Here is a 20110-nt window from a genome sequence, read left to right as displayed (position 1 = left end):
CCGGGTGCGACGTTGTTCCTGACGGTCGGCCTGCCAGGGGCCGGAAAGACCACGACAGCGCGGCAGCTGGCCAAGGAGCACAGCGCGCTGCGGCTGACGCCGGATGAGTGGATGCGCCCGCTGTTCGGCGATCCGCAGCCGGCCGGGAAGCGCGATGTGCTGGAAGGACGGCTGCTCTGGCTGGGTCTGGAGGCGCTGAAGCTGGGAACGAACGTGGTCCTGGATTTCGGCTGCTGGTCTCGTGACGAGAGGTCCGCGATCCGCTGGTTGGTGATGTCTGTGGGCGCGTCCTGTCAACTTGTGTACGTGCCGGTGGACCATGAGACCCAACGTGCTCGGATCGCCCATCGCCAGTCGACCACCCCTGATCAGACCTTCGCGATGAGCGAGGCGGACCTCGTGCACTGGAGGACGCTGTTCGAGGAGCCCGACGCCACGGAACTCGATGGACATGAGGTTGGAGGTCCGCCTCATGGGTGGTCAGGATGGCTGGAGTGGGCCGCCGATCGGTGGCCATCGCTCGCGTGACTGTCCGGCCAGCCTTGGTGCGGCCCAGTAGCGCAACCGTGCCAGGAGCGCCGGGCCCGGAAGATCCGCCGGACAGACCCTAGGCCACCATCCTTTCTGCAGCCCTGAGGGGCAGGGTTGTGACCACTCGGTCCCGGGGGGTGCATGACCCTTTGTGCGTGCCGCTTGACGGCCAGCATGAGTACTGCCGGCCCCACTTGGCCGAGGCCGCCTGGCCGGCCTTGGGAACATGCCCCTGCGAGGGCCGATCAGTGAGCTTCCGGCGGGCGTCCTCACAGCCGATCTGGTCCTTCAGCACTGACGAAGGAGCGCCGCGCGCGTGTTCGCGGGATGGGACTGGGCCACCGGCTCGCACGATGTAACCGTGATCGACCAGGCCGGGACGAGGACCGACCGATGGGCGCCGGCCCATACCGAGGCCGGGATCGCCAGTGCGCCGGCCAGGCTGCGCCGCCACGGTGACCCGGCTGGCTTGCCGGTCGCCATCGAGGGTCTTCGAAGTTGAGCGGTGCAGGGTCGGTGGCCGCTGACTGCCCGTCACGGTCTGTGATGGGTGGGGTGGTTGTCGGCCCTGGATGTAGGACGCCCGTGGTCCTGGGTGAACATTTCTGTTCTCTACGCAGAAGGATCACTGGGGAGCCACGGGCTTGGTCAACGATACGACGTTGCTGCTGGACCTCGACGGGGTGTCCGTCATACGGGTCGAGCTGGGCGAGGACGTTGGGCGCCGGGTCCATCTGGCCACGGCGGGTGCCTCGGCGCGGGCCTGCCCGGCCTGCGGGGTCTCGGACACAGCAACGCCAAAAGCGAGGGCATCAACCGCGTGATCAAGCTTGTCGCCCGCGCCGCCTTCGGGTTCCGCAACGCTACGAACCAGCGCCTACGCACACGCTGCGTCACGACTCGTCGAGCCCGCGGACACCTCCGCACCGCTCAACTTTGAAGACCCCCGAAACTTCGGGAAGTTTTCGGGAAGAACACCCGCCGAGGGCCGGGTGAAATCGTCTCCAGCCGGACACTCGCCGACTCCGCCCGAGGGGCCACCCGCATTTGCGAAGCTTCTCCGTCGAGCCCTATAAGCGGCCTCTGACCAGCAAAAACGCCCTCCCGATGGGAGGGCGGAGACTGGGCGCCCCCGGCAGGACTCGAACCTGCGGCCAAGCGCTTAGAAGGCGCCTGCTCTATCCACTGAGCTACGGGGGCCGGGTGTGTGGCCGCTGTCGTGGGTGCCCGGGTGTGGGCCGATCCGTGACGTTGCCGGGGACAAGGATAGGGCTCCCGTGTCCTTGTCCCTGTTGCTTCGCCTCCGTGGCTCGATGTGGAGGTTCAGTGAAGCGGTCCTGATAATCGCAGGCAGGTACGAATCGTGCATCGCTTTTGGGCTCTCGCGCACCGGGTGTTGTGCACTCGTTATGCCTGGACTGTGCCTGCGTCCCAGTCGTCCCTTCCGTCCCTTGTGTCCTATCGGCGCGCAGACATGCTCATATGCTTCAGAATTCCCCTAAAATCGGGCATTCTCCGCATGTGGTGACCTTGGACGTACGGCCTCAGCTGCTCGACGCACTCTCCGCCCTGCGCGACAGTGTCGCTGCCGCACGCTTCCCGCTGCCCCTGGCCGGGGCTCCACGCGCGCGTGCCAACCGCGACGAACTGCTCGCACAGCTCGACGACTACTTGGTGCCCCGCCTGCGGGAGCCCGAAGCGCCCTTGCTGGCCGTCGTGGGCGGATCGACAGGAGCCGGCAAGTCGACTCTCGTCAACTCCCTCGTGGGGCGGCGGGTCAGCGAGGCGGGCGTGCTGCGGCCGACCACGCGGACCCCGGTACTGGTGTGCCACCCGGATGACCATCACTGGTTCAGCGGGATGAGGGTGCTGCCCGACCTCACCCGCGTGTGGGTGCCCCATCAGGACCCCGGGGAAGACCTGTTGCTGCCCGGAGAGGACCCCGCGCGCGTGCTGCGCGTCGAGACCGCCGACACGATGCCGCGCGGGCTCGCCCTCCTCGACGCCCCCGACATCGACTCCCTGATCGCCGACAACCGCGTCCTGGCCGCCGAACTCGTCTGCGCGGCCGACATCTGGGTGATGGTCACCACGGCCGCCCGCTACGCCGACGCCGTCCCCTGGCATCTGCTGCGCACCGCCAAGGAGTACGACGCCACCCTCGTGACGGTGCTCGACCGCGTGCCGCACCAGGTCGTCTCCGAGGTGTCACGGCAGTACGGCGCGCTGCTCACCAAGGCTGGACTCGGCGACGTACCGCGCTTCACCGTGCCCGAACTGCCCGAGTCCGCCTGGGGGAGCGGGCTGCTGCCGGCCACCGCCGTGGCATCGCTGCGGACCTGGCTCGTACACCTGGCGCAGGACCCGGCCGCCCGGCAGCAGGCCATGTCCCGTACCGCGAACGGGATGCTCGACTCCCTCAAGACCCGGCTGCCCGAACTGGCCAGTGCCGCCGCCGCCCAGTACGCGGCGGCCGTGCGGCTCACCAACGCCGTCGAAGGGGCGTACGACAGCGAGCACGCGCGCGTACGAGGGCGGTTGCAGGCCGGCGCCGTACTCGCCGGAGACGCCCTCAAGCGGTGGCGCGCGTTCCCCCTGGACTGCTCCGCCGGAGAGCTCTTGGACGCGCTCGTGGAGAGCCTGGCCACACTCCTGCTGTGCGCCGTCACCGCCGCCGACGAGCGCATCCGGGAGGCCTGGCGGCGCGAACCCGCGGCGGGCGCCCCGGAGCTGACGCAGCAGGAACCGTCCCCGGAGAGCGCCGAGGACCGCATCGGGATGGCCGTACGGCGCTGGCGGCGCGAGCTCGAGGAGTACGCCGAGGAAGAGATCCGCGACCTCGACCGCAACGTCGCACCGGACCCCGAGGTCGTCGCCGCCCTCGTCACCACCGCGCTGCTCGGCGGCCGCCGGGCGCGCTCGGCCGGCGAAAGCCTCGCCGAACGCATCGGCGCGCACGGGGCGCTGCGGCTGCGCGACCGGGGCGGGCGGCTGCTCACCGAGCACCTCGACCGCGTCATGAACACCGAACGCGAGCGCCGTCTCGCACCCCTCGACGCCCTGGAGATCCAACCCGAACCCCAGGCCGAACTCATCGCCGCGCTGTCCGTACTGCAGAAGGAGAGGTGACCGGTGACCGCCGTCACAGACGAGGACCACACGGGCCGTGCCGAGCACCCCGAAGAGAGCGCCAAGGGCCCGAACGGAGGGGGCGGGACTGCGAAGCAGGAGTCCGGCGTACGTGACAAAGGCGGCCACGCGCGCGTGGTGGAGGGCGCCACCGCCCGTCGTACGGACTCCGCGAGCGCCTGGGACGACGGGCTGATCGCGCGGCGCGCCACCGAGGAGAACACCGGGTCCGAGCACGTCCCGGTGGTGGAGACACGGGCGCTCAGCGCCCAGCCGACGGTTCCGCTCACCTACGACCGCCCCCTGCGGTCGCGGCTCGACGCGCTGCGGGAACTCGTGGGGCTCTCCCGCACCCGGCTGGACGGCCAGACGCTCGCCGAGGCCGGACGGGTGCTCGACGAGTCGGCTGCGCGGCGCAGGCTCTCCGGGCAGCACACCGTCGTCGCCATCGCGGGCGCGACCGGCAGCGGCAAGTCGCAGCTGTTCAACGCCCTGGCCGGGGTGCCCATTTCGGAGACCGGAGTACGGCGGCCCACCACCGCGACACCCATCGCCTGCAGTTGGAGCGACGGCGCGGCGAGTCTCATCGAACGGCTCGGCATCCCGCCCCGGCTGCGGCGGCGCCCGCTGCAGAACCCCGAGACGGAGGCGCAACTGCGCGGGCTCGTCCTGGTCGACCTGCCCGACCACGACTCGGCGGCCGTACAGCACCGCGAACAGGTGGACCGGGTCCTGGCCCTCGTCGACGCCGTCATCTGGGTCGTCGACCCCGAGAAGTACGCGGACGCCGTCCTCCACGAGCGCTATCTGCGGCCCATGGCGGGGCATGCGGAGGTCATGTTCGTCGTCCTCAACCAGACCGACCGGCTGCCCGGCGAGGCCACCCACCAGGTCCTGGACGACCTGCGGCGGCTGCTCGACGAGGACGGGATCGCGCTGGGCGAGTACGGCGATCCCGGTGCCACCGTGCTCGCGCTGTCCGCGCTCACCGGAGACGGCGTCGGTGAACTGCGCGAGGCACTTGGGCAGTTTGTGGCGGAACGCGGCGCTCCTGCGCGGCGAATTTCAGCCGATCTCGACGCGGCCGCGGCAGAGCTGCGGCCCCTCTACGCGGCGCGGCGGCGGACCGGCCTGAGTGAGGAGGCACGGGACGAGTTCTCCGCCCGGCTCGCGGACGCGGTGGGCGCTTCCGCGGCGGGCGAGGCGGCCGAGCGCGCCTGGCTGCGCAACGCCAACCGCGCCTGCGGAACGCCATGGCTGCGGCTGTGGCGTTGGTACCGGGACCGGTCCGAACCGACCACCGGACGGGTGCCGTTGCCGACCCAGACGGACGAGGAGGTCACGGCACGCCAGCGCGTCGAGCAGGCGGTGCGGACGCTCGCCGACCGGGCCTCGACCGGGCTGCCCGCGCCCTGGGCCCAGGCGGTGCGCGAGGCGGCCGTACGCGGCTCCCACGGGCTGCCCGAGGCGCTGGACGAACTGGCGGTACGGGCGGGTCTGCCGCCGGGCCGGCCACCGCGGCCGGGCTGGTGGCCGCTGGCCGTCATGGCCCAGGTCTCCATGACGCTTCTTCAAGTCGTGGGCGGGCTGTGGCTGCTGGGGCAGATCATCGGGTTCATGGCGCCGAACCTCGGGGTCCCGGTGCTGCTGATGGCGGCGGGCATCATCGGCGGCCCGATCGTCGAGTGGAGCTGCCGGATGGCGGCGCGCGGGCCGGCCCGCCGCTACGGCACCGACGCGGAACGGCGATTGCGGGAGGCGGCCGCCGGGTGCGGTCGGGCCCGGGTGCTGGATCCGGTGGCGGCGGAGCTGCTGCGCTACCGGGAGGTGCGGGAGCAGTACGGGCGGGTGACGGGGGTGGGGAACGGCCCCCGGTGACACCCGGACGGGGCGGTGAGCCCCGGAGGGTGACGCTGAGCCTTTCTGCAGATGATCACTCGTGGGGGTCCTTCTGGGCTCACTCGTCCGGGTGATGGAGTTTTCCACAGGTGGGGGACGGTCCACAGGGCTCGGCGGGCTCGGCCCGGCACAGGCAGTCTGGCGGTGCGGCGATCGCGAGGGACGCGGTCGCCGCGGCAGACGCAGCCGTACGGGACGGGCCCGTAGGCATGTCCGCCCGGCCCCGGCGGTCGGGCGAGGGAGGGGGTCGTGATGAACGAGACGATCATCTGCGCCGTGGGGAACGTGGCCACGAAGCCGGCGTTCCGGGAGCTGGCGTCGGGGCCGTCGGCGCGCTTCCGGCTCGCGGTGACCACGCGCTATCTGGACCGCGAGAAGAACGAGTGGACCGACGGCCACACCAACTTCTTCACGGTGTGGGCCAGGCGGCAGTTGGCCACGAACGTGACGGCCTCGCTCGACGTGGGCGATCCCGTCATCGTGCAGGGCAGGCTCAAGGTGCGTCAGGAAGTGCGCGAGGGGCAGAACTGGGCCTCGGCGGATCTGGAGGCCGTGGCGATCGGCCACGACCTCACGCGGGGGACCTCGGCCTTCCGGCGGCCGGGCAGGCCGGAACCGGAGCCGGTCGCTGCTGCGCCCCAGCAGCCCGAGCCCAACTGGGAGACCCCGCCCGGCGGTTCGGCGACCGACTCGACCCAACGGGAGCCGGAGCCGGCCGCGGTGACGTGATGTGAGACGGTGCCCCGAGCTGACCGTACTGCGGCTTATCGACGAATGCGTTCCGAAGGGTCCGGTGGATTTGTCGATAAGCCCTGCTCATGTGCCGTCTTGGCGATAACGATTCCGAGTCGGATCGCTTGTCCGACGGTATGACCGGCGAGCGTGGTGCGCCGCCTCCATAGGATGCCCGGCATAGCTCTCGGGGCTTCTGATTCTGCTGGTGGGACCACACCCCCCACGTCAATGGGTCCTGCTCGAAGGGGAATTTGGTGTTTTCTTCTTTCTCTGCGCCGTCCGCGCGCAGGCGAGGGGCCGTGCGCCTCGCCGCCGCGACGCTGGTGTCCGGTCTCGTCGCCGTCGGGGTGCTCACCGGCGCCGGCACGGCCACCGCGGAGGAGACGACACAGAGCCAGGGCGGGGCGACCGCCACCATAGGCGGCCTCAAGACGTACGGCACCGCCGTGATCCACGAGGACACCGGGGACCAGCAGGTCTCGGCAGGCCTGTTCGAGATGTCCGTCGACGGGGGCGGCACCCTGCAGACGTACTGCGTCGACATCCACAACCCCACCCAGCGGGACGCCAAGTACCACGAGACCGCCTGGAGCGGCACCTCGCTGGGCGCCAACAAGAACGCCGGCAGGATCCGCTGGATCCTGCAGAACTCCTACCCGCAGGTCAACGACCTCGTGGCGCTCGCGGCGAAGGCGGGCGTCCAGGGCGGCCTGACCGAGCAGGACGCGGCGGCCGGCACCCAGGTGGCCATCTGGCGCTACTCGGACCACGCCGACGTCGACGCCGTCGACCCCGAGGCCGAGAAGCTCGCGGACTACCTGGAGAAGAGCGCGGTCGACATGGCGGAGCCCCAGGCGTCGCTGACGCTGGACCCGCCCGCGGTCTCCGGCCACCCCGGCGAGCTGCTCGGCCCGGTGACCGTGCACACCAACGCGGCGGGTGTGACCGTGACGCCGCCGGCGAACGCGGCGACCACCGGGGTGCGGATCGTCGGCAAGGACGGCAAGCCCCTCACCTCCGCGGTCGACGGCAGCCAGGTCTTCTTCGACGTGCCCGAACACGCGGCCGACGGCTCGGCCGAGCTCACCGTGCAGGCCTCGACCACCGTGCCCGTGGGCCGCGCCTTCGCCTCCGACACCCGCAGCCAGACGCAGATCCTGGCCGGCTCCAGCGAGTCGACGGTCTCGGCGACGGCCGACGCGACCTGGGCGAAGAAGGGCGCCATACCCGCCCTCTCCGCGGCCAGGAACTGCGCCAGGAGCGGTGTGGACATCACCGCTGCCAACCAGGGCGACGAGGCGTTCACCTTCGAGCTGATGGGGATCGAGCACAGCATCCCGGCAGGCGAGTCCCGCACCGTGACGATGCCGCTGCAGGAAGACCAGCCCTACGACTTCACGATCAGGGGACCCCTCGGCTTCCACAAGCGCTTCACCGGCATCCTCGACTGCCGGACCCAGGCCTCCCGGACCGGCAACGCGACCCAGATCCTCAGCGAACCGAGCCCCGCGACGGTCGGCGGCACGGCGGACGACACCAACCTCGCCGCAACCGGCGGGTCCACCGCGACCCCACTGATCGCGGGCATCGCCATCGCCTTCGTGGTGATCGGCGGCGCGGCCCTGGTCCTCGTCGGGAAGAAGGACGCACCGACGCAGGACTGAGCCTCCCCAACACACGCTCCTCCAGGACGTGTTCGGCCACATCCATGGAGCCCGGCGAGATCGATGGGCAGGATGGACCCATGACGAAGCCATCCGTATCGCCGGCGCCGCACACCTCCTCGGGCTCGGCGCTGTCCCTGTGGTCGCAGGACTCGGTGCTGTCGATCGGCTCGGTGGGGTCGGTGCTGTCCATCGGGTCCGTCGGCTCCGCCCTGTCCGTCGCCTCGGTCGGGAGCACGCTCTCCGTCGGATCGATCGGCTCGGCGCTGTCGCTGATCTCGGCCGGATCCTGGCTGAGCACAGGATCGCTGCTGTCCGCGCAGTCCCGGTGGTCGGTGTTGTCCTGGCGTTCCTCCCGCGCCTTCCGGTCGGCCGGTGTGGTGGCTGCGGCAGCCGTAGCGACCCTGCTGTTGGCTTAGGCGCTGCCGAAGGTGAACGGCGACGACTGACAGTGACCCTGGCACCGCCGGGGTAGATCTGAGAGAGGATCTCGGTCAGCGTCTTCCACCGGCGGCGGACACCGACCCGAGAAGGGCCGATCTCGTGATCATCTTTGGCACCAAGGGATACCTGTACCAGCTCGCGATACTCACGCTGGTCTGCGGAGGCTGCGGCAACCCTGCCGCCCACACGCTCAGGAAGCGGGTCACGAAGTTCACGCTGTTCTTCGTGCCGCTGTTCCCCATCTCGACGAGGTACGCGACGCAGTGCACCTTCTGCGGCACGGAACACAAGGTGACCAAGGAACAGGCCGAGCAGCTCCAGTCGCAAGCCACAGGCGCCCCCGGCGGTCAGCCCTACGGTCAGCCACAGCAGCCCCACCAGCACCCCGGAGCCTGAGCCCACCGACGCCGACAGCGAAACCCCAGGTCACAGGCGCCCGGCCATATGGGTTACCACCCAAGGCTGGACCTCAGGCAAGATGGGGTGTATCTGCCCACTGCCTGATTTCAAGCTGCCGGACGGTTTCTCTTGGCTGAGTACATCTACACCATGCGCAAGACGCGCAAGGCAATCGGCGACAAGGTCATCCTTGACGATGTTTCGCTGAACTTCCTGCCCGGCGCGAAGATCGGTGTGGTCGGCCCGAACGGTGCCGGTAAGTCGACCATCCTGAAGATCATGGCGGGGCTGGAGCAGCCGTCGAACGGTGACGCGTTCCTGTCGCCCGGCTACACCGTGGGCATCCTGCTCCAGGAGCCGCCGCTCAGCGAGGACAAGACCGTCCTGGAGAACGTCCAGGAGGGCGTCGCCGAGGTCAAGGGCAAGCTCGACCGGTTCAACGAGATCGCCGAGCTGATGGCCACCGACTACTCGGACGCGCTGCTCGACGAGATGGGCAAGCTGCAGGAAGAGCTCGACCACGCGAACGCGTGGGACCTCGACGCCCAGCTCGAGCAGGCCATGGACGCCCTCGGGTGCCCCCCGGGCGACTGGCCCGTCACCAACCTCTCCGGTGGTGAGAGGCGCCGCGTCGCGCTCTGCAAGCTGCTGCTGGAGGCCCCCGACCTGCTGCTCCTCGACGAGCCCACCAACCACCTCGACGCCGAGTCGGTGAACTGGCTGGAGCAGCACCTCGCCAAGTACGACGGCACCATCGTGGCCGTCACCCACGACCGGTACTTCCTGGACAACGTCGCCGGCTGGATCTGCGAGGTCGACCGCGGCCGCCTCCACGGCTACGAGGGCAACTACTCCAAGTACCTCGAGACCAAGCAGACCCGTCTCAAGGTCGAGGGGCAGAAGGACGCCAAGCGGGCGAAGAGGCTCAAGGAAGAGCTCGAGTGGGTGCGGTCCAACGCCAAGGGGCGTCAGGCCAAGTCCAAGGCGCGTCTCGCCCGCTACGAGGAGATGGCCGCCGAGGCCGACAAGATGCGGAAGCTGGACTTCGAGGAGATCCAGATCCCGCCGGGCCCGCGTCTGGGCAATGTCGTCGTCGAGGTCAACAACCTCAGCAAGGGCTTCGGCGAGAAGCTCCTCATCGACAACCTGAGCTTCACCCTGCCGCGTAACGGCATCGTCGGTGTCATCGGCCCGAACGGCGCCGGCAAGACCACCCTCTTCAAGATGATCCAGGGTCTGGAGACCCCGGACTCCGGCTCCATCAAGGTCGGCGAGACCGTCAAGATCTCGTACGTCGACCAGAGCCGCGAGAACATCGACCCGAAGAAGACCCTGTGGGCCGTCGTCAGCGATGAGCTCGACTACATCAATGTCGGCCAGGTCGAGATGCCGTCGCGTGCCTACGTCTCCGCCTTCGGCTTCAAGGGCCCCGACCAGCAGAAGCCCGCCGGAGTCCTCTCCGGTGGTGAGCGCAACCGCCTCAACCTCGCGCTCACCCTCAAGCAGGGCGGCAACCTGCTGCTCCTCGACGAGCCGACGAACGACCTGGACGTCGAGACGCTGTCGAGCCTGGAGAACGCGCTGCTGGAGTTCCCGGGCGCGGCCGTGGTCGTCTCCCACGACCGGTGGTTCCTCGACCGAGTCGCCACGCACATCCTCGCGTACGAGGGCGACTCCAAGTGGTTCTGGTTCGAGGGCAACTTCGAGTCGTACGAGAAGAACAAGATCGAGCGGCTCGGACCGGACGCCGCGCGTCCGCACCGCGCCACCTACAAGAAGCTGACCCGGGGCTGATCGATCTTGCGTCACATCTACCGCTGCCCCCTGCGCTGGTCGGACATGGATGCATACGGCCATGTCAACAACGCGATCTTCCTCCGGTATCTGGAGGAGGCCCGCATCGACTTCCTGTCCCTTCGGGGCAAGGAGTCCAAGCAGGGGTCCGTGGTGGCGCGCCATGAGATCGACTACAAGCGGCAGCTCGTCCACCGGCCCGACCCGGTCGACATCGAGCTGTGGGTCACCGAGATCAGGGCCGCGTCCTTCACCGTCACCTACGAGGTGAAGGACGAGGACCTGGTCTATGTACGGGCCTCGACCGTCGTCGTGCCGTTCGACTTCGAGACGCAGCGGCCGCGCCGGATCACCTCCGAGGAGCGGGAGTTCCTCGAGGGGTACCGGGACGACGCCGAGGAGGAGGCCGTCGCCGCATGACGGCGCTCCACCTTGCCGACGAGGGGGAGGCGGCGGACCTCGCCGCCTTCCTCTCGCGGCTGCTCCACTACGACCGTGGGGCCGCGGTACGCCTCCAGGCCGCCGGGACCGCGCTCGCCGTCTTCGGGCGGCCGCCGTCCTTCGAGGTACTCGCGATCCGCGCGGTGCGGCTCGCCAAGCCGTACGAGAACGGGCTCGACGTCACGCTCGACGTGACCGTGTCCGCCGGTGAACTCCTGGAGACGGTGGACGAGTCGGCCGCGACGGTCGGCGTTCCGGCGGCGGTCACCGGGCCGCCGTGGGCCGGCGTCCTCCCGCCGCGCGGCGGATGGCGGCCCGAGCCCGGGTTGCCCGCGCCCGATGCCCTGCGGGCCATGGTGGGCGCGGCCGTCGCCGAATTCCGTTCCCGTACGGGGGAGTTGGCGCCCGAGCTGCGCACGCGCGCCGAACTCGACCGCATCGGACGGGAGATCTGGTCCCGGACGGTCGGCGGCACACACCTTCCGGTACGAGCCGTACACGCGGCACAGTCGCTCGGGTTCCTCCGGTCCACGCAGAGCGCGGGGGACCTGGCGTTGGTCTCGTCGGGCGCCTGGCTGCGGCTGCGCACGCCGTACGGGTCGATTGCCGTACGGAGGGCGGGACTTGGGGCGCTGGACGTCAGCGTCCGCTAGTCACTCCGCCGCTGCTCGTCCGGCCGGCGGCCGCAGCTTGGCCGTCAGCCCGAAGCCGAGGCCACCCATCGTGGCCATCAGGACCCTCCGGACACCGCCCGCGCCGCCACCAAGATCACCATCGTCACGGACGGCAGGGCCGAGCCCATCACGCTCGTGTTGGGCGTACGGTCCCAGCCGCGCCGGGCGCGGAGGGCGGAGTCGTCGGAGGCACGGGCGACGCCGTACGCGATCGGCATCGCTGGTGAGGATGACCGTGGTGCCGGAGCGGAGGGCTGCTGTGGTGCCGTTCCTGCCGAACAGGGCCGACTCGACCTGGCGACGGCACGTGATCACTTGCTGTCGTCCGGTCGTACGGCGATGTGGTCCGGCTCCAGTTCCAGGGCCACGCGGTCGCGCATGCCCAGGGCCTCCGTGTACTCGGCGGGGAGTTGCAGGCGGCCGGCGCGGTCGAGCATCGCGTACTCGCGGGCGACCACCGTCTCGTGGCCGGTTGTCGCGTCTACCTCGCGGCGGCGCAGGACCTCCGTGGAGGTGCGGCCGTCGCGGATGGCGACCGTACGGCGGACCTCGCCGGCGACCGCCTGGTCGTGGGTGACGATGACGATGGTGGTGCCCAGGTGTTCGTTCGCGGTGCGGAAGGCGGCGAAGACCTGTTCCGCGGTGTGGGAGTCGAGTTCGCCGGTGGGTTCGTCGGCGAGCAGGACCGCGGGGTTGTTGGCGAGGGCCACGGCGATGGCGACGCGTTGCTGCTGGCCGCCGGACATCTGGTGGGGGCGGCGGTCGCGGCAGTCGGCGACCTCCAGCAACTCCATCAGTTCCAGGGCGCGTTCGGTGCGCTGATGGCGCTTTCGTCGGGTGCCCCTGAGCTGCATCGGGAGAGTGATGTTCTGGGCCGCGGTGAGGTAGGGGAGGAGGTTGCGGGAGGTCTGCTGCCAGACGAAGCCGACGGTGGTGCGGCGGTAGGCCAGGCGATCCTTCGCGGTCATGGTGAGGAGGTTGTGGCCGGCTACGCGGGCCGTGCCGGCGGTGGGGGTGTCGAGGCCCGCGAGGATGTTCATGAGGGTGGACTTGCCGCTGCCCGATGCGCCTACGAGGGCCATGAGTTCGCCCTCGTGGACGAGGAGGTCGAGGCCTTGGAGGGCTTGGACCTCTGTGCCGTCCGTGGTGAAGATGCGGACGAGGCGGTCGCAGGTGATGAGGGCGTCGTGGCCGTAGGCGGGGCGGTTGCGGGTGGCGCGGGCGCGGGTGGCGAGGTCGGTGAGGGTGGGATTTGCCGGGGGCATCGGGTCTCCTGGGCATCGGTTTCGGTCGACAGTGGCCCGGGGTGGGGGTTGCTGTGGGGGTGGGTCTGCTTGCCCGCGCCGGGGTGCCGCTTTCCTTGGGTCGGGAGCCGCCCCAGCGGCACGACTGCCCGCAGCCACGGCGGTTGTCCGCAGCTGGGGTTGCCGGCCGCGGTCGTACCCGAGTGTGTGGGTCATCGGGCATCCCCGGCCCTCAGTTCCGCCACCCCTCCGCGCCGCCCGGTCCACCAAGCCTGAGCCGTTGCGACCCCCACCGTCAGCAGGACGATCGCCGTTGCCGGTAGTAGTAGTGACGTCGCGTCTGTTCGTAGCACCGCGTCCGTTGCCGGAGTTTGGGCCGAGGCCAGTGCGATGGTCGTCAGGTCGACGCCCGGGGACAGCAGCCGTATCGTCGCCCAGCCCGTCAGGGTGCCGCCTGCTGCCGCCAGTGCCGCCTGTGGCAGGGACTCCAGGATCAGCAGGTGGCGGCCCTGGGCGCGGGTCAGGCCCATGGTGCGCAGGCGGGCCAGGAGGGCCGTGCGTTCGGGGGCCGTGCGCAGGAGGGACAGGAGCAGGGACAGCACGGCGTAGCCGGCGCCTGCGGCGACCGCCGTCGTGTAGACGCGTTCGGCGCCGGTCTGGAGGGGCGAGTCGGCGTATCGCGCGCGTACTTCGGTGCGCAGTTGTACGTCCGCCGAGTCGGGTGCCGTTCTGCGCAGGGCGGGCCCGCTCAGATGGGTGCCGGTCAGCAGCAGTGCGGTCGGGAGGGACGCCGGCCCGTTCAGGCCGGCGCGGTCCACGACCAGAAAGTTGTCGCCGGTGACGGCAGGGGTGCGGTCGCGGACGGACGCGATGCGGACGGTGACAGAGGTGCCGTCCTCCAGGCGTACCGGGAAGGGCCGGGTGCCGTAGGTCCGCGCCACCGCGGGGGAGGCGAGTGCGGGGAGCGGGCCGTGGCCCGGCCGGCGCCTCAACTCCCCTTCCGGGAAGGGGCCGAGGCCCGTCCGGCTCGCCAGTACCGCGTAGTCCCGCGGGTCCACCCCGGCCAGCGGCACCGACCGGGTGAGGTCCGTCGGCCTGGCCTGATAGGTGATGCTCGCGACCGCGAGCCCCTGAACCCCCGGCGTCCGGCGGATCCGGTCCGGCAGGCCCGGAGGCAGCGGGGACGTCGCCTCGATGCGGGCGTCGGCGCCGACCGCGAGAAGGGCCGCCTGGTCACGGGCCTCACGTACACCGGCGAGGACCGAGCCGCCGAAGGCCGCCGTGGTGAGGGCGGTGAGCAGGGCCAGCAGGGGCAGGACCGCGGAGGCGGAGGTGCGGCCCGCGCGGGCCAGTGACAGGTGGCCCAGCGCGCCGCGCAGCCGGGCCGCCGGACGGGCCAGGCCGCGCAGCGGGAGCGGGTAGAGCCGGACGAGCAGCAGGGCCGCGACCACCCCCACCAACACCGGTGCCAGCGCCGTGAGTTGATCGCCGGTCGTGCCCCGTCTGCGCAGGGTCTCGACCGCGCCCAGGGCCACCACGACCAGGGTGAGCTCGGCGACCGTACGGCGTCGGGACGGTCGTACGGAGGTCACGTCCGCGCGGCCGCCGTGGAGACGGACGGCCCGGTGCGCGGCAGCAGCTCGCAGGGGCAGGGCCGCGCAGGCGACGGCTGTGACCGTTGCCGCCGCGGCGATCGCGGAGGGGGCGCGGCTGCCGGGGAGCGCGAGCAGGGCGATCGCCAGGCCCACGGCCCCCGCGGGCAGCGCGACCACCGCGGTCTCGGCGAGCAGACGGCCCGCCAGGCCGGGCAGGGACGCGCCGCGGGCGCGCAGCAGGGTGAGTTCGGCGCGGCGGCGGTCGGCGGCCAGGCCGCCCGCCATCAGCAGGACCACGGCGGCGACCGTGCCGGTGCCGAAGGCGGCGACGGTCACGAGTGGGCGGACGCCCGACCGGAGGCCGGTGAAGCCGTTCAGTACGTCGTCGAGGTCGGTGTTCACCGTCGTGGACGGGTCGGTGAGCGTGCGGACCTTGCGCAGGGTGGGGCCGGACTCGAGGGAGGCGACGGCGGACTTGAGGCGGCCCGCTTCGTAGGCGTGGAGGGCGGTGGCCGAGGGGGCCAACTGCCAGTAGCGCCAAGGGCTTCGGGATGTGCCCAGCATCGCCGGGGCCGCCTCGGGGGCGAGCAGCAGAGAGCCGACCCAGTACTTGTCGGGATCGGCGCCGTTTCCCGGCAGCAGGACGAGGTCGGGGGTGCGCAGGAGGGGCTGGGTGGCCCAGTAGGCGCCCTCCGGGTCGCGCGGGGTGACGATGCCGGTGACGCGGACGGCGAGCGGTGCGCGTCCCACGCCGGGCACGTGGACGACCGAACCGACCTTGATGTGCAGGCTCTTCGCGGTCTCGACGGTGACGGCGGCCTCCACTCCGGCGGTGGCGGCGGTGACCCGGCCGGCGGTGCGCGGGAGACGTCCGCTGCGCACCGTCGCGTGGTCGGCGAGGCCGTGCTGCGCGGCGAGGGACAGCTGCGCCGGCAGACCGCTGGGCCGGGGCAGCCAAGGGTCCGGTACCGCCTGGGGACTGGTGCGCACCCCGTACGTCGACTGGTCCGCGTCGACGGCGAGCGGCCGCGGCACGGCGGCACGCACCTTCGTGTACTGGGTGGCGAGCGTGCCGGGAAGCAGCGCCTCCTCGCGCCGCTCCCTCGGCAGCAGCAGACTGGGCTGCTCGGCCCACACACCCACGCTGGTGGTCGCGGGCCGCGCCCGCTCGACGGCCCGACGCAGCGCGGCGTCCTCGTACCGGTCGACCGCCCGCGGAAACGCAGCCGCAAGGCAGGCGGTCAGCGCCACCAGCAGCGCCAGCGCCCAGGCGCCACCGGGCGCGGCACGCAACCGCGTTCGGACCCAGGGAGCGGGTATGGGGTTCACGTCGCTCGCTTCCTGTCGTCCGCACGGCGGGAGTCGGGTCCGTCTGTGGCATTGCGGGTGCGGTGGTCACGGGCAGGGGCGGGCGTCATGAGCGATGCCGTCGTACCGTCCGCAGCGGGCGCCGTGTGCGGCCGTGTGCGGAGCCAGAGGGGCGGCATCGTGTTCATGTCACTCACCCCCCTGCTCGCGCAAGGACACCGCCGGGTCCCCGCGTCGCATCGCCAGCGCCGCCGTCACCAGCAGGGGCGTCGCCGCCACCGCCGCCAGCAGTACGGCCACATGCGGCGCCGGCAGCTCGACCAGCACTCGTGGCACCGGACGCGTGGCCTGTGCGGTCAGCACGATCAGTGGGATCACCGCCCGGGTCAGCACCGTCCCCAGGGCGGCTCCCACGGCCAGTGCCAGCGCCACCAGGACGCCCTGCTCGACGGCGATCATGCGGGCCAGGTGGCGGCGCGGGGCGCCCAGGGCCCGTAGCACCGCCAGTTCGGCGCCCCGCTCCCGCAGCGAGCCCGCCGCGCTCACCGCGAAACCGACGGCCGCCAACGCCGCCGCCACCCCGGCCGCCGCGGCGAAGGCCGCCTCCGCGCCCGCGCCGAACGGATCGTCCCGCAGCCGGGCGGCCGTCTCGTCCCGCACCACGACCTGCGCCGGGTCCAGCTCGGGCAGCGCCCGCAGGGCCGCCGCGACCCCGGCCGACTCGCCGGGGTCCGTCCGCAGCCACCACTCGGTGGGCGTGGCGCCCGTCCCGTACCGCGCCTCCAACAGCCGGTTCATGGACCGCAGATCGACCAGCAGGGCGCCCCCGTCGGCATCGCCGGTCGTCGGCAACTCCCGTACCGCACGGACGATCCGCACCGGTACGTTCTCCCCGCCGACCGTCACGTCCACCCGCTGCCCGGTGCGCGCGCCCGCCGACGCGAGGAACCGGTCGGTCGCCACCGCCGTGATCTCGGGCGCGCTCGGCTGTACGACCTGCACCCGCACCGTCAACGACGCGGTGACCCAGGTCTCCTCGGCCGGCACATACCCCGTGCCGTACTCGACCGTGAGCGGCCCCGACGAACTCACGCCCGGCTGCGTCGGGTTCGTCTTCTCGTCCGGCGAGGCGACCTGCCCGTCACTGCGCACGGACGCCTTCCAGGAGGCGGGCAGCGGGACCGTCCGCACGGTCCCGTCCGTTCCTGTAGCCGTCAACTCGCCCAGGGTCAGGCGATGTTGCTCGGGTTCCCCGACCGGCTGGGGCAGCACCAGCTGCAGGCCCGTGAGCGTCAGGGACCCCTCGGAAACCGGCACGTTCAGCGTGTGCGCCCGCCCGTCGCCGGGGAGCTCACCGGCCGGCACCTGGTACGGCGTCCCGTACCGGTCCACCAGCGTGGCCGTCACGTCCGCCGCCGTGCCCGCCCCGTTCCGGGATGAGCTGCCCAGGGTCGCCGTCAGCCGCAGCCGGGCGGTGTGCACGGGTACCTTCGCGCCGGCCGTCGGCCCCTTGGGACCCAGGGGCGCGAGCAGCGGCCGTACCGGCTGCGAGGCCAGGTCCCGGCGCATCAGCACCGTGTCCGCCGCCCGCGCGGTGTCCAGCGCCAGCAGTGCGGCCGTGCGGTCGCCGGACAACGGCAGGTTCGTACGGAGGGCCGGGGCGACCCCCCGTACGTGCGGGATCGCCGCATAGGTCTCCGTGCGCCCGAGGTCGTCCTCCCCGGCGGCGAGAACGCGCACCGGGGCGCCCGCGCCGAAGTCCGCCTGGTCTTCCTGCGAGCGGTTCCAGGAGGCGCGCTGCCCGATGGCCAGCATGCCGAGCGCGACGGCCAGGACGAGCAGCAGCACCGGGCCCGCCCCGCGCGTCGGGCGGCGGCTCAGCTGCCAGCCCGCCAGCGCCGCCGTCAGCCCGCGCCCACCGGCCGCCCGGCGCTCGGCGAGCCGCGCGACCAGGGGCAGCAGGCGGAGGGTCAGCACCGTGCCGGCGAGCAGCGCGAGCGCGGGCGCGGCAACCAGGAGCGGGTCGATGCCCAGGGTGCCGGTTCTGTCGCCGTTCACGGCGCCGGACGTCTGCTTTCGTAGTTGCCAGTACGCGATGGTGGCCACGGCCAGGAGGGCCAGGTCGGCGCCGCCGCGCGCGGGGGCTGCTGTACGGCTGAGAACTCGGGCACTTCCGTAGTTCGCCGGGTGCGGCTGTTTTGTGGTTGCTCGCGCCCCGCGGCGGAGCCGCAAATCGACACCGCCCCGCGCCCCTTGAAGGCCGGGCTGCACGACCGTGCGGATCGACAGCGCCCTGAAAAGGCGCGAGGAACTGCGCGACCAGCCACGACGCACCCGCACACGATCAACGGCCCCCCGCGGAGCGCTCGGTAGCGTCACCGCCAGCGCGCACCCCAGCCCCACGCCCCCCGCCACCACCCACACCGCGAGCCCCCCGCCCGCCGGCACTTCCAGCCGCAGCCCGAGACGCGCCAGCGCCCCCTGGCCGGCCAGCAGTCGGGTGAGCGGGCCAGAGAGCAGCGGTGCGCACACCACCGCCGGCGCCGCCAGGAACAGGGCCTCCAGGGCGGCCAGCGCCGCGACCCGCCCACGGGAGGCGCCACGGGCCCGCAGCAGCCGGACCTCGACCGCGCGCTCGGCGCCCAGCAGCCGGGCCACCAGCAGCAGCGCACAGCAGGCCAGCAGCACCAGCTGCAACGCGACGATCAGCAGCGTCGAACGGGAGACGAGCAGCGAGCGCTCGACGCGGTCGAGAACGTCGGGCAGGGAAGTGCCCGCGACCGCCGTGCCGCTGAGCGCGGGCTGCCGGCGCAGGGCGGGCCCACCCGCTCCGGCCGTGCTGCGCAGCTCGCCGATCCGCCCGGTCGTCAGCGTCGAGAAGTCGGCCGACGCCAGCCACCCGGACGAGCCGGCGCTCACCCTGCCGCCGCTCAGCACGCCGGGGGCGGCGAGCAGCGGGCCGTACGTCGTGAAGTCGACCGTGGTGACGCCCCGGCCGCCGAGGTCGTCCAGCCGCCAGTACGGCGCGTCCGCCCGGGCGGGCCGATACAGGCCGGTGAGCGTGACGTGCACCTTCGGGCCGCCGAGCCGGTCGGCGAGGGTGAGACGGGTGCCGGGCTTCAGACCGAGGCGCCGGGCCGCGGTCTGCGGGAGGGCCGCCTCGATGCCCGCGCCGGAGACCGTCCGAGGTGCCCGTCCCGAGACGAACCGGACCTGCGTCGGATCCAGCGCCGCGACATACGTCAGAGCGGGGTTCCCGGACCGCTCGGTCGGCGGCTGGAGTGAGCGCGGCAGCCCGTACGGCCCCGACCGCACCAGGGTCCGCACGGTCACCGGCAGCCCGTCGAACGTCCGCCGCGCCCCCTGCCGTACGGCCTCGTCGGCGGCGGCGCGCCGGTCCGCCGGGACCTCGGCCTTGACGATCAGCGCGGCGTCGGCGGCGTTCTGCGGGTCCTGCAGCGAGTGGCGCAGGGCCGCGTCACCGATCGCGCCCGAGTAGGCGGTGAGGGTCGCGAGGACGGCCGTGGTCAGCAGGACGGTGAGCAGCGCGGCGGCGAGCAGCAGACGGTGCGCACGGGCACGTAACAGGACGAACCGCACCACCGCACCGAACGCCGTCACGCCCAACCCCCCGTGGTTGTCCAGACCTCCGGGCGATGCTGTCAGAGGGGCGGCCCCTCGGTAAGCGCTTGTAGGGCGGGCTTGACCGGATCGTGACCGGATTCCGGCGTCGTACGACCGGAATCCGCACGTCATACGGTCAGGGTCAGTCCGGAGCGTTCACCATCGAGGCCGCGGCGTACGTCAGGTACTTCCACAGCTGCTGCTCGTGCTCCTCGGACAGACCGAGCTCGTCGACCGCGTCCCGCATGTGCCGCAGCCAGGCGTCGTGCGCCTCACGGTTCACGGTGAAGGGGGCGTGCCGCATACGCAGCCGGGGGTGGCCGCGGTTGTCGCTGTACGTCGTCGGGCCGCCCCAGTACTGGATCAGGAACAGCGTGAGGCGCTCCTCGGCCGGGCCGAGGTCCTCCTCGGGGTACATGGGCCGCAGCACCGGGTCCTCGGCCACACCCTCGTAGAAACGGTGGACGAGGCGGCGGAAGGTCTCCTCCCCGCCGACCTGCTCGTAGAAGGTCTGCTCCTGAAGCGTGCCGCGCCGAATCTCGGTCACTTTGAGCTGCCTCGCATGGGTTGTTCCGGTCCGCCCGAGTTCTTCTGCCGGGGGTCCGGGGGTTGTCCCCCGGGAATTGCAG

15 protein-coding genes, 1 tRNA gene and 1 pseudogene are annotated in these 20110 nt (G+C 71.9%); 11 read left to right on the top strand and 6 right to left on the bottom strand.

Annotation, left to right across the window (positions count from 1 at the left end; all coding sequences use genetic code 11):
* Positions 1 to 12 precede the first annotated feature (12 nt).
* On the top strand, positions 13 to 528 hold the full coding sequence (locus ACWDAG_RS43770) for an AAA family ATPase (protein ID WP_450701148.1): 516 nt from the start codon (positions 13 to 15) through the stop codon (positions 526 to 528).
* Between the two features lie 787 nt (positions 529 to 1315).
* Positions 1316 to 1471, top strand: a pseudogene (locus tag ACWDAG_RS43765) (transposase); the annotation flags it as partial.
* 187 nt (positions 1472 to 1658) lie between these two features.
* On the opposite strand, the gene ACWDAG_RS43760 reads toward ACWDAG_RS43765, so the two are convergent.
* A tRNA-Arg gene (locus tag ACWDAG_RS43760) sits at positions 1659 to 1731 on the bottom strand.
* Between the two features lie 321 nt (positions 1732 to 2052).
* Here ACWDAG_RS43760 and ACWDAG_RS43755 point away from each other — a divergent pair.
* The 9 genes from ACWDAG_RS43755 to ACWDAG_RS43715 all read left to right on the top strand — a co-directional run bounded on the left by ACWDAG_RS43755 (position 2053) and on the right by ACWDAG_RS43715 (position 11689).
* A complete protein-coding gene (locus tag ACWDAG_RS43755; RefSeq protein ID WP_450701147.1) occupies positions 2053 to 3660 on the top strand; it encodes a dynamin family protein in 1608 nt (535 codons plus the stop codon).
* 3 nt (positions 3661 to 3663) lie between these two features.
* A complete protein-coding gene (locus ACWDAG_RS43750; protein WP_450701146.1) occupies positions 3664 to 5538 on the top strand; it encodes a GTPase in 1875 nt (624 codons plus the stop codon).
* A gap of 273 nt (positions 5539 to 5811) precedes the next feature.
* Positions 5812 to 6288: a single-stranded DNA-binding protein gene (locus ACWDAG_RS43745; protein WP_450701145.1), complete on the top strand. Its 477-nt coding sequence runs from the start codon at positions 5812 to 5814 to the stop codon at positions 6286 to 6288.
* Positions 6289 to 6548: 260 nt separating this feature from the next.
* Positions 6549 to 7958: a Cys-Gln thioester bond-forming surface protein gene (locus tag ACWDAG_RS43740; RefSeq protein ID WP_450701144.1), complete on the top strand. Its 1410-nt coding sequence runs from the start codon at positions 6549 to 6551 to the stop codon at positions 7956 to 7958.
* A gap of 80 nt (positions 7959 to 8038) precedes the next feature.
* A complete protein-coding gene (locus ACWDAG_RS43735; protein ID WP_450701143.1) occupies positions 8039 to 8377 on the top strand; it encodes a hypothetical protein in 339 nt (112 codons plus the stop codon).
* Between the two features lie 124 nt (positions 8378 to 8501).
* Positions 8502 to 8798, top strand: coding sequence for a zinc-ribbon domain-containing protein (locus tag ACWDAG_RS43730; RefSeq protein WP_450701142.1), 297 nt, complete (start codon positions 8502 to 8504; stop codon positions 8796 to 8798).
* A 132-nt stretch (positions 8799 to 8930) separates the two neighbouring features.
* On the top strand, positions 8931 to 10595 hold the full coding sequence (gene ettA, locus ACWDAG_RS43725; RefSeq protein WP_450701141.1) for an energy-dependent translational throttle protein EttA: 1665 nt from the start codon (positions 8931 to 8933) through the stop codon (positions 10593 to 10595).
* Positions 10596 to 10601: 6 nt separating this feature from the next.
* Entirely contained in the window at positions 10602 to 11015 is a 414-nt protein-coding gene (locus ACWDAG_RS43720) for an acyl-CoA thioesterase (RefSeq protein ID WP_389070799.1), read from the top strand.
* The gene (locus ACWDAG_RS43715; RefSeq protein ID WP_450701140.1) at positions 11012 to 11689 is read left to right on the top strand and encodes a hypothetical protein; all 678 of its coding nucleotides are present in this window, start codon (positions 11012 to 11014) and stop codon (positions 11687 to 11689) included. Before ACWDAG_RS43720 ends, ACWDAG_RS43715 begins: the two co-directional genes overlap by 4 nt.
* 77 nt (positions 11690 to 11766) lie before the next feature.
* Here ACWDAG_RS43715 and ACWDAG_RS43710 read toward each other — a convergent pair whose 3' ends face one another.
* The 5 genes from ACWDAG_RS43710 to ACWDAG_RS43690 all read right to left on the bottom strand — a co-directional run bounded on the left by ACWDAG_RS43710 (position 11767) and on the right by ACWDAG_RS43690 (position 20028).
* On the bottom strand, positions 11767 to 11928 hold the full coding sequence (locus ACWDAG_RS43710) for a hypothetical protein (RefSeq protein ID WP_450701139.1): 162 nt from the start codon (positions 11926 to 11928) through the stop codon (positions 11767 to 11769).
* Between the two features lie 93 nt (positions 11929 to 12021).
* Complete coding sequence (locus ACWDAG_RS43705) at positions 12022 to 12975, bottom strand: ATP-binding cassette domain-containing protein (protein WP_450701138.1); 954 nt, start codon at positions 12973 to 12975, stop codon at positions 12022 to 12024.
* Between the two features lie 191 nt (positions 12976 to 13166).
* Positions 13167 to 15878: an ABC transporter permease gene (locus ACWDAG_RS43700; protein ID WP_450701137.1), complete on the bottom strand. Its 2712-nt coding sequence runs from the start codon at positions 15876 to 15878 to the stop codon at positions 13167 to 13169.
* A 168-nt stretch (positions 15879 to 16046) separates the two neighbouring features.
* Positions 16047 to 19478 carry an FtsX-like permease family protein gene (locus ACWDAG_RS43695; protein ID WP_450701136.1) on the bottom strand — a complete coding sequence of 1144 codons (3432 nt, stop codon included), beginning with the start codon at positions 19476 to 19478 and terminating at the stop codon, positions 16047 to 16049.
* Between the two features lie 145 nt (positions 19479 to 19623).
* Entirely contained in the window at positions 19624 to 20028 is a 405-nt protein-coding gene (locus ACWDAG_RS43690) for a globin (protein WP_030934622.1), read from the bottom strand.
* Positions 20029 to 20110: the final 82 nt, after the last annotated feature.

Source organism: Streptomyces sp. NPDC001157 (assembly GCF_053598255.1).
Note: the sequence above shows the minus strand (reverse complement) of the source record. Positions and strands in the feature narration are given on the sequence as shown.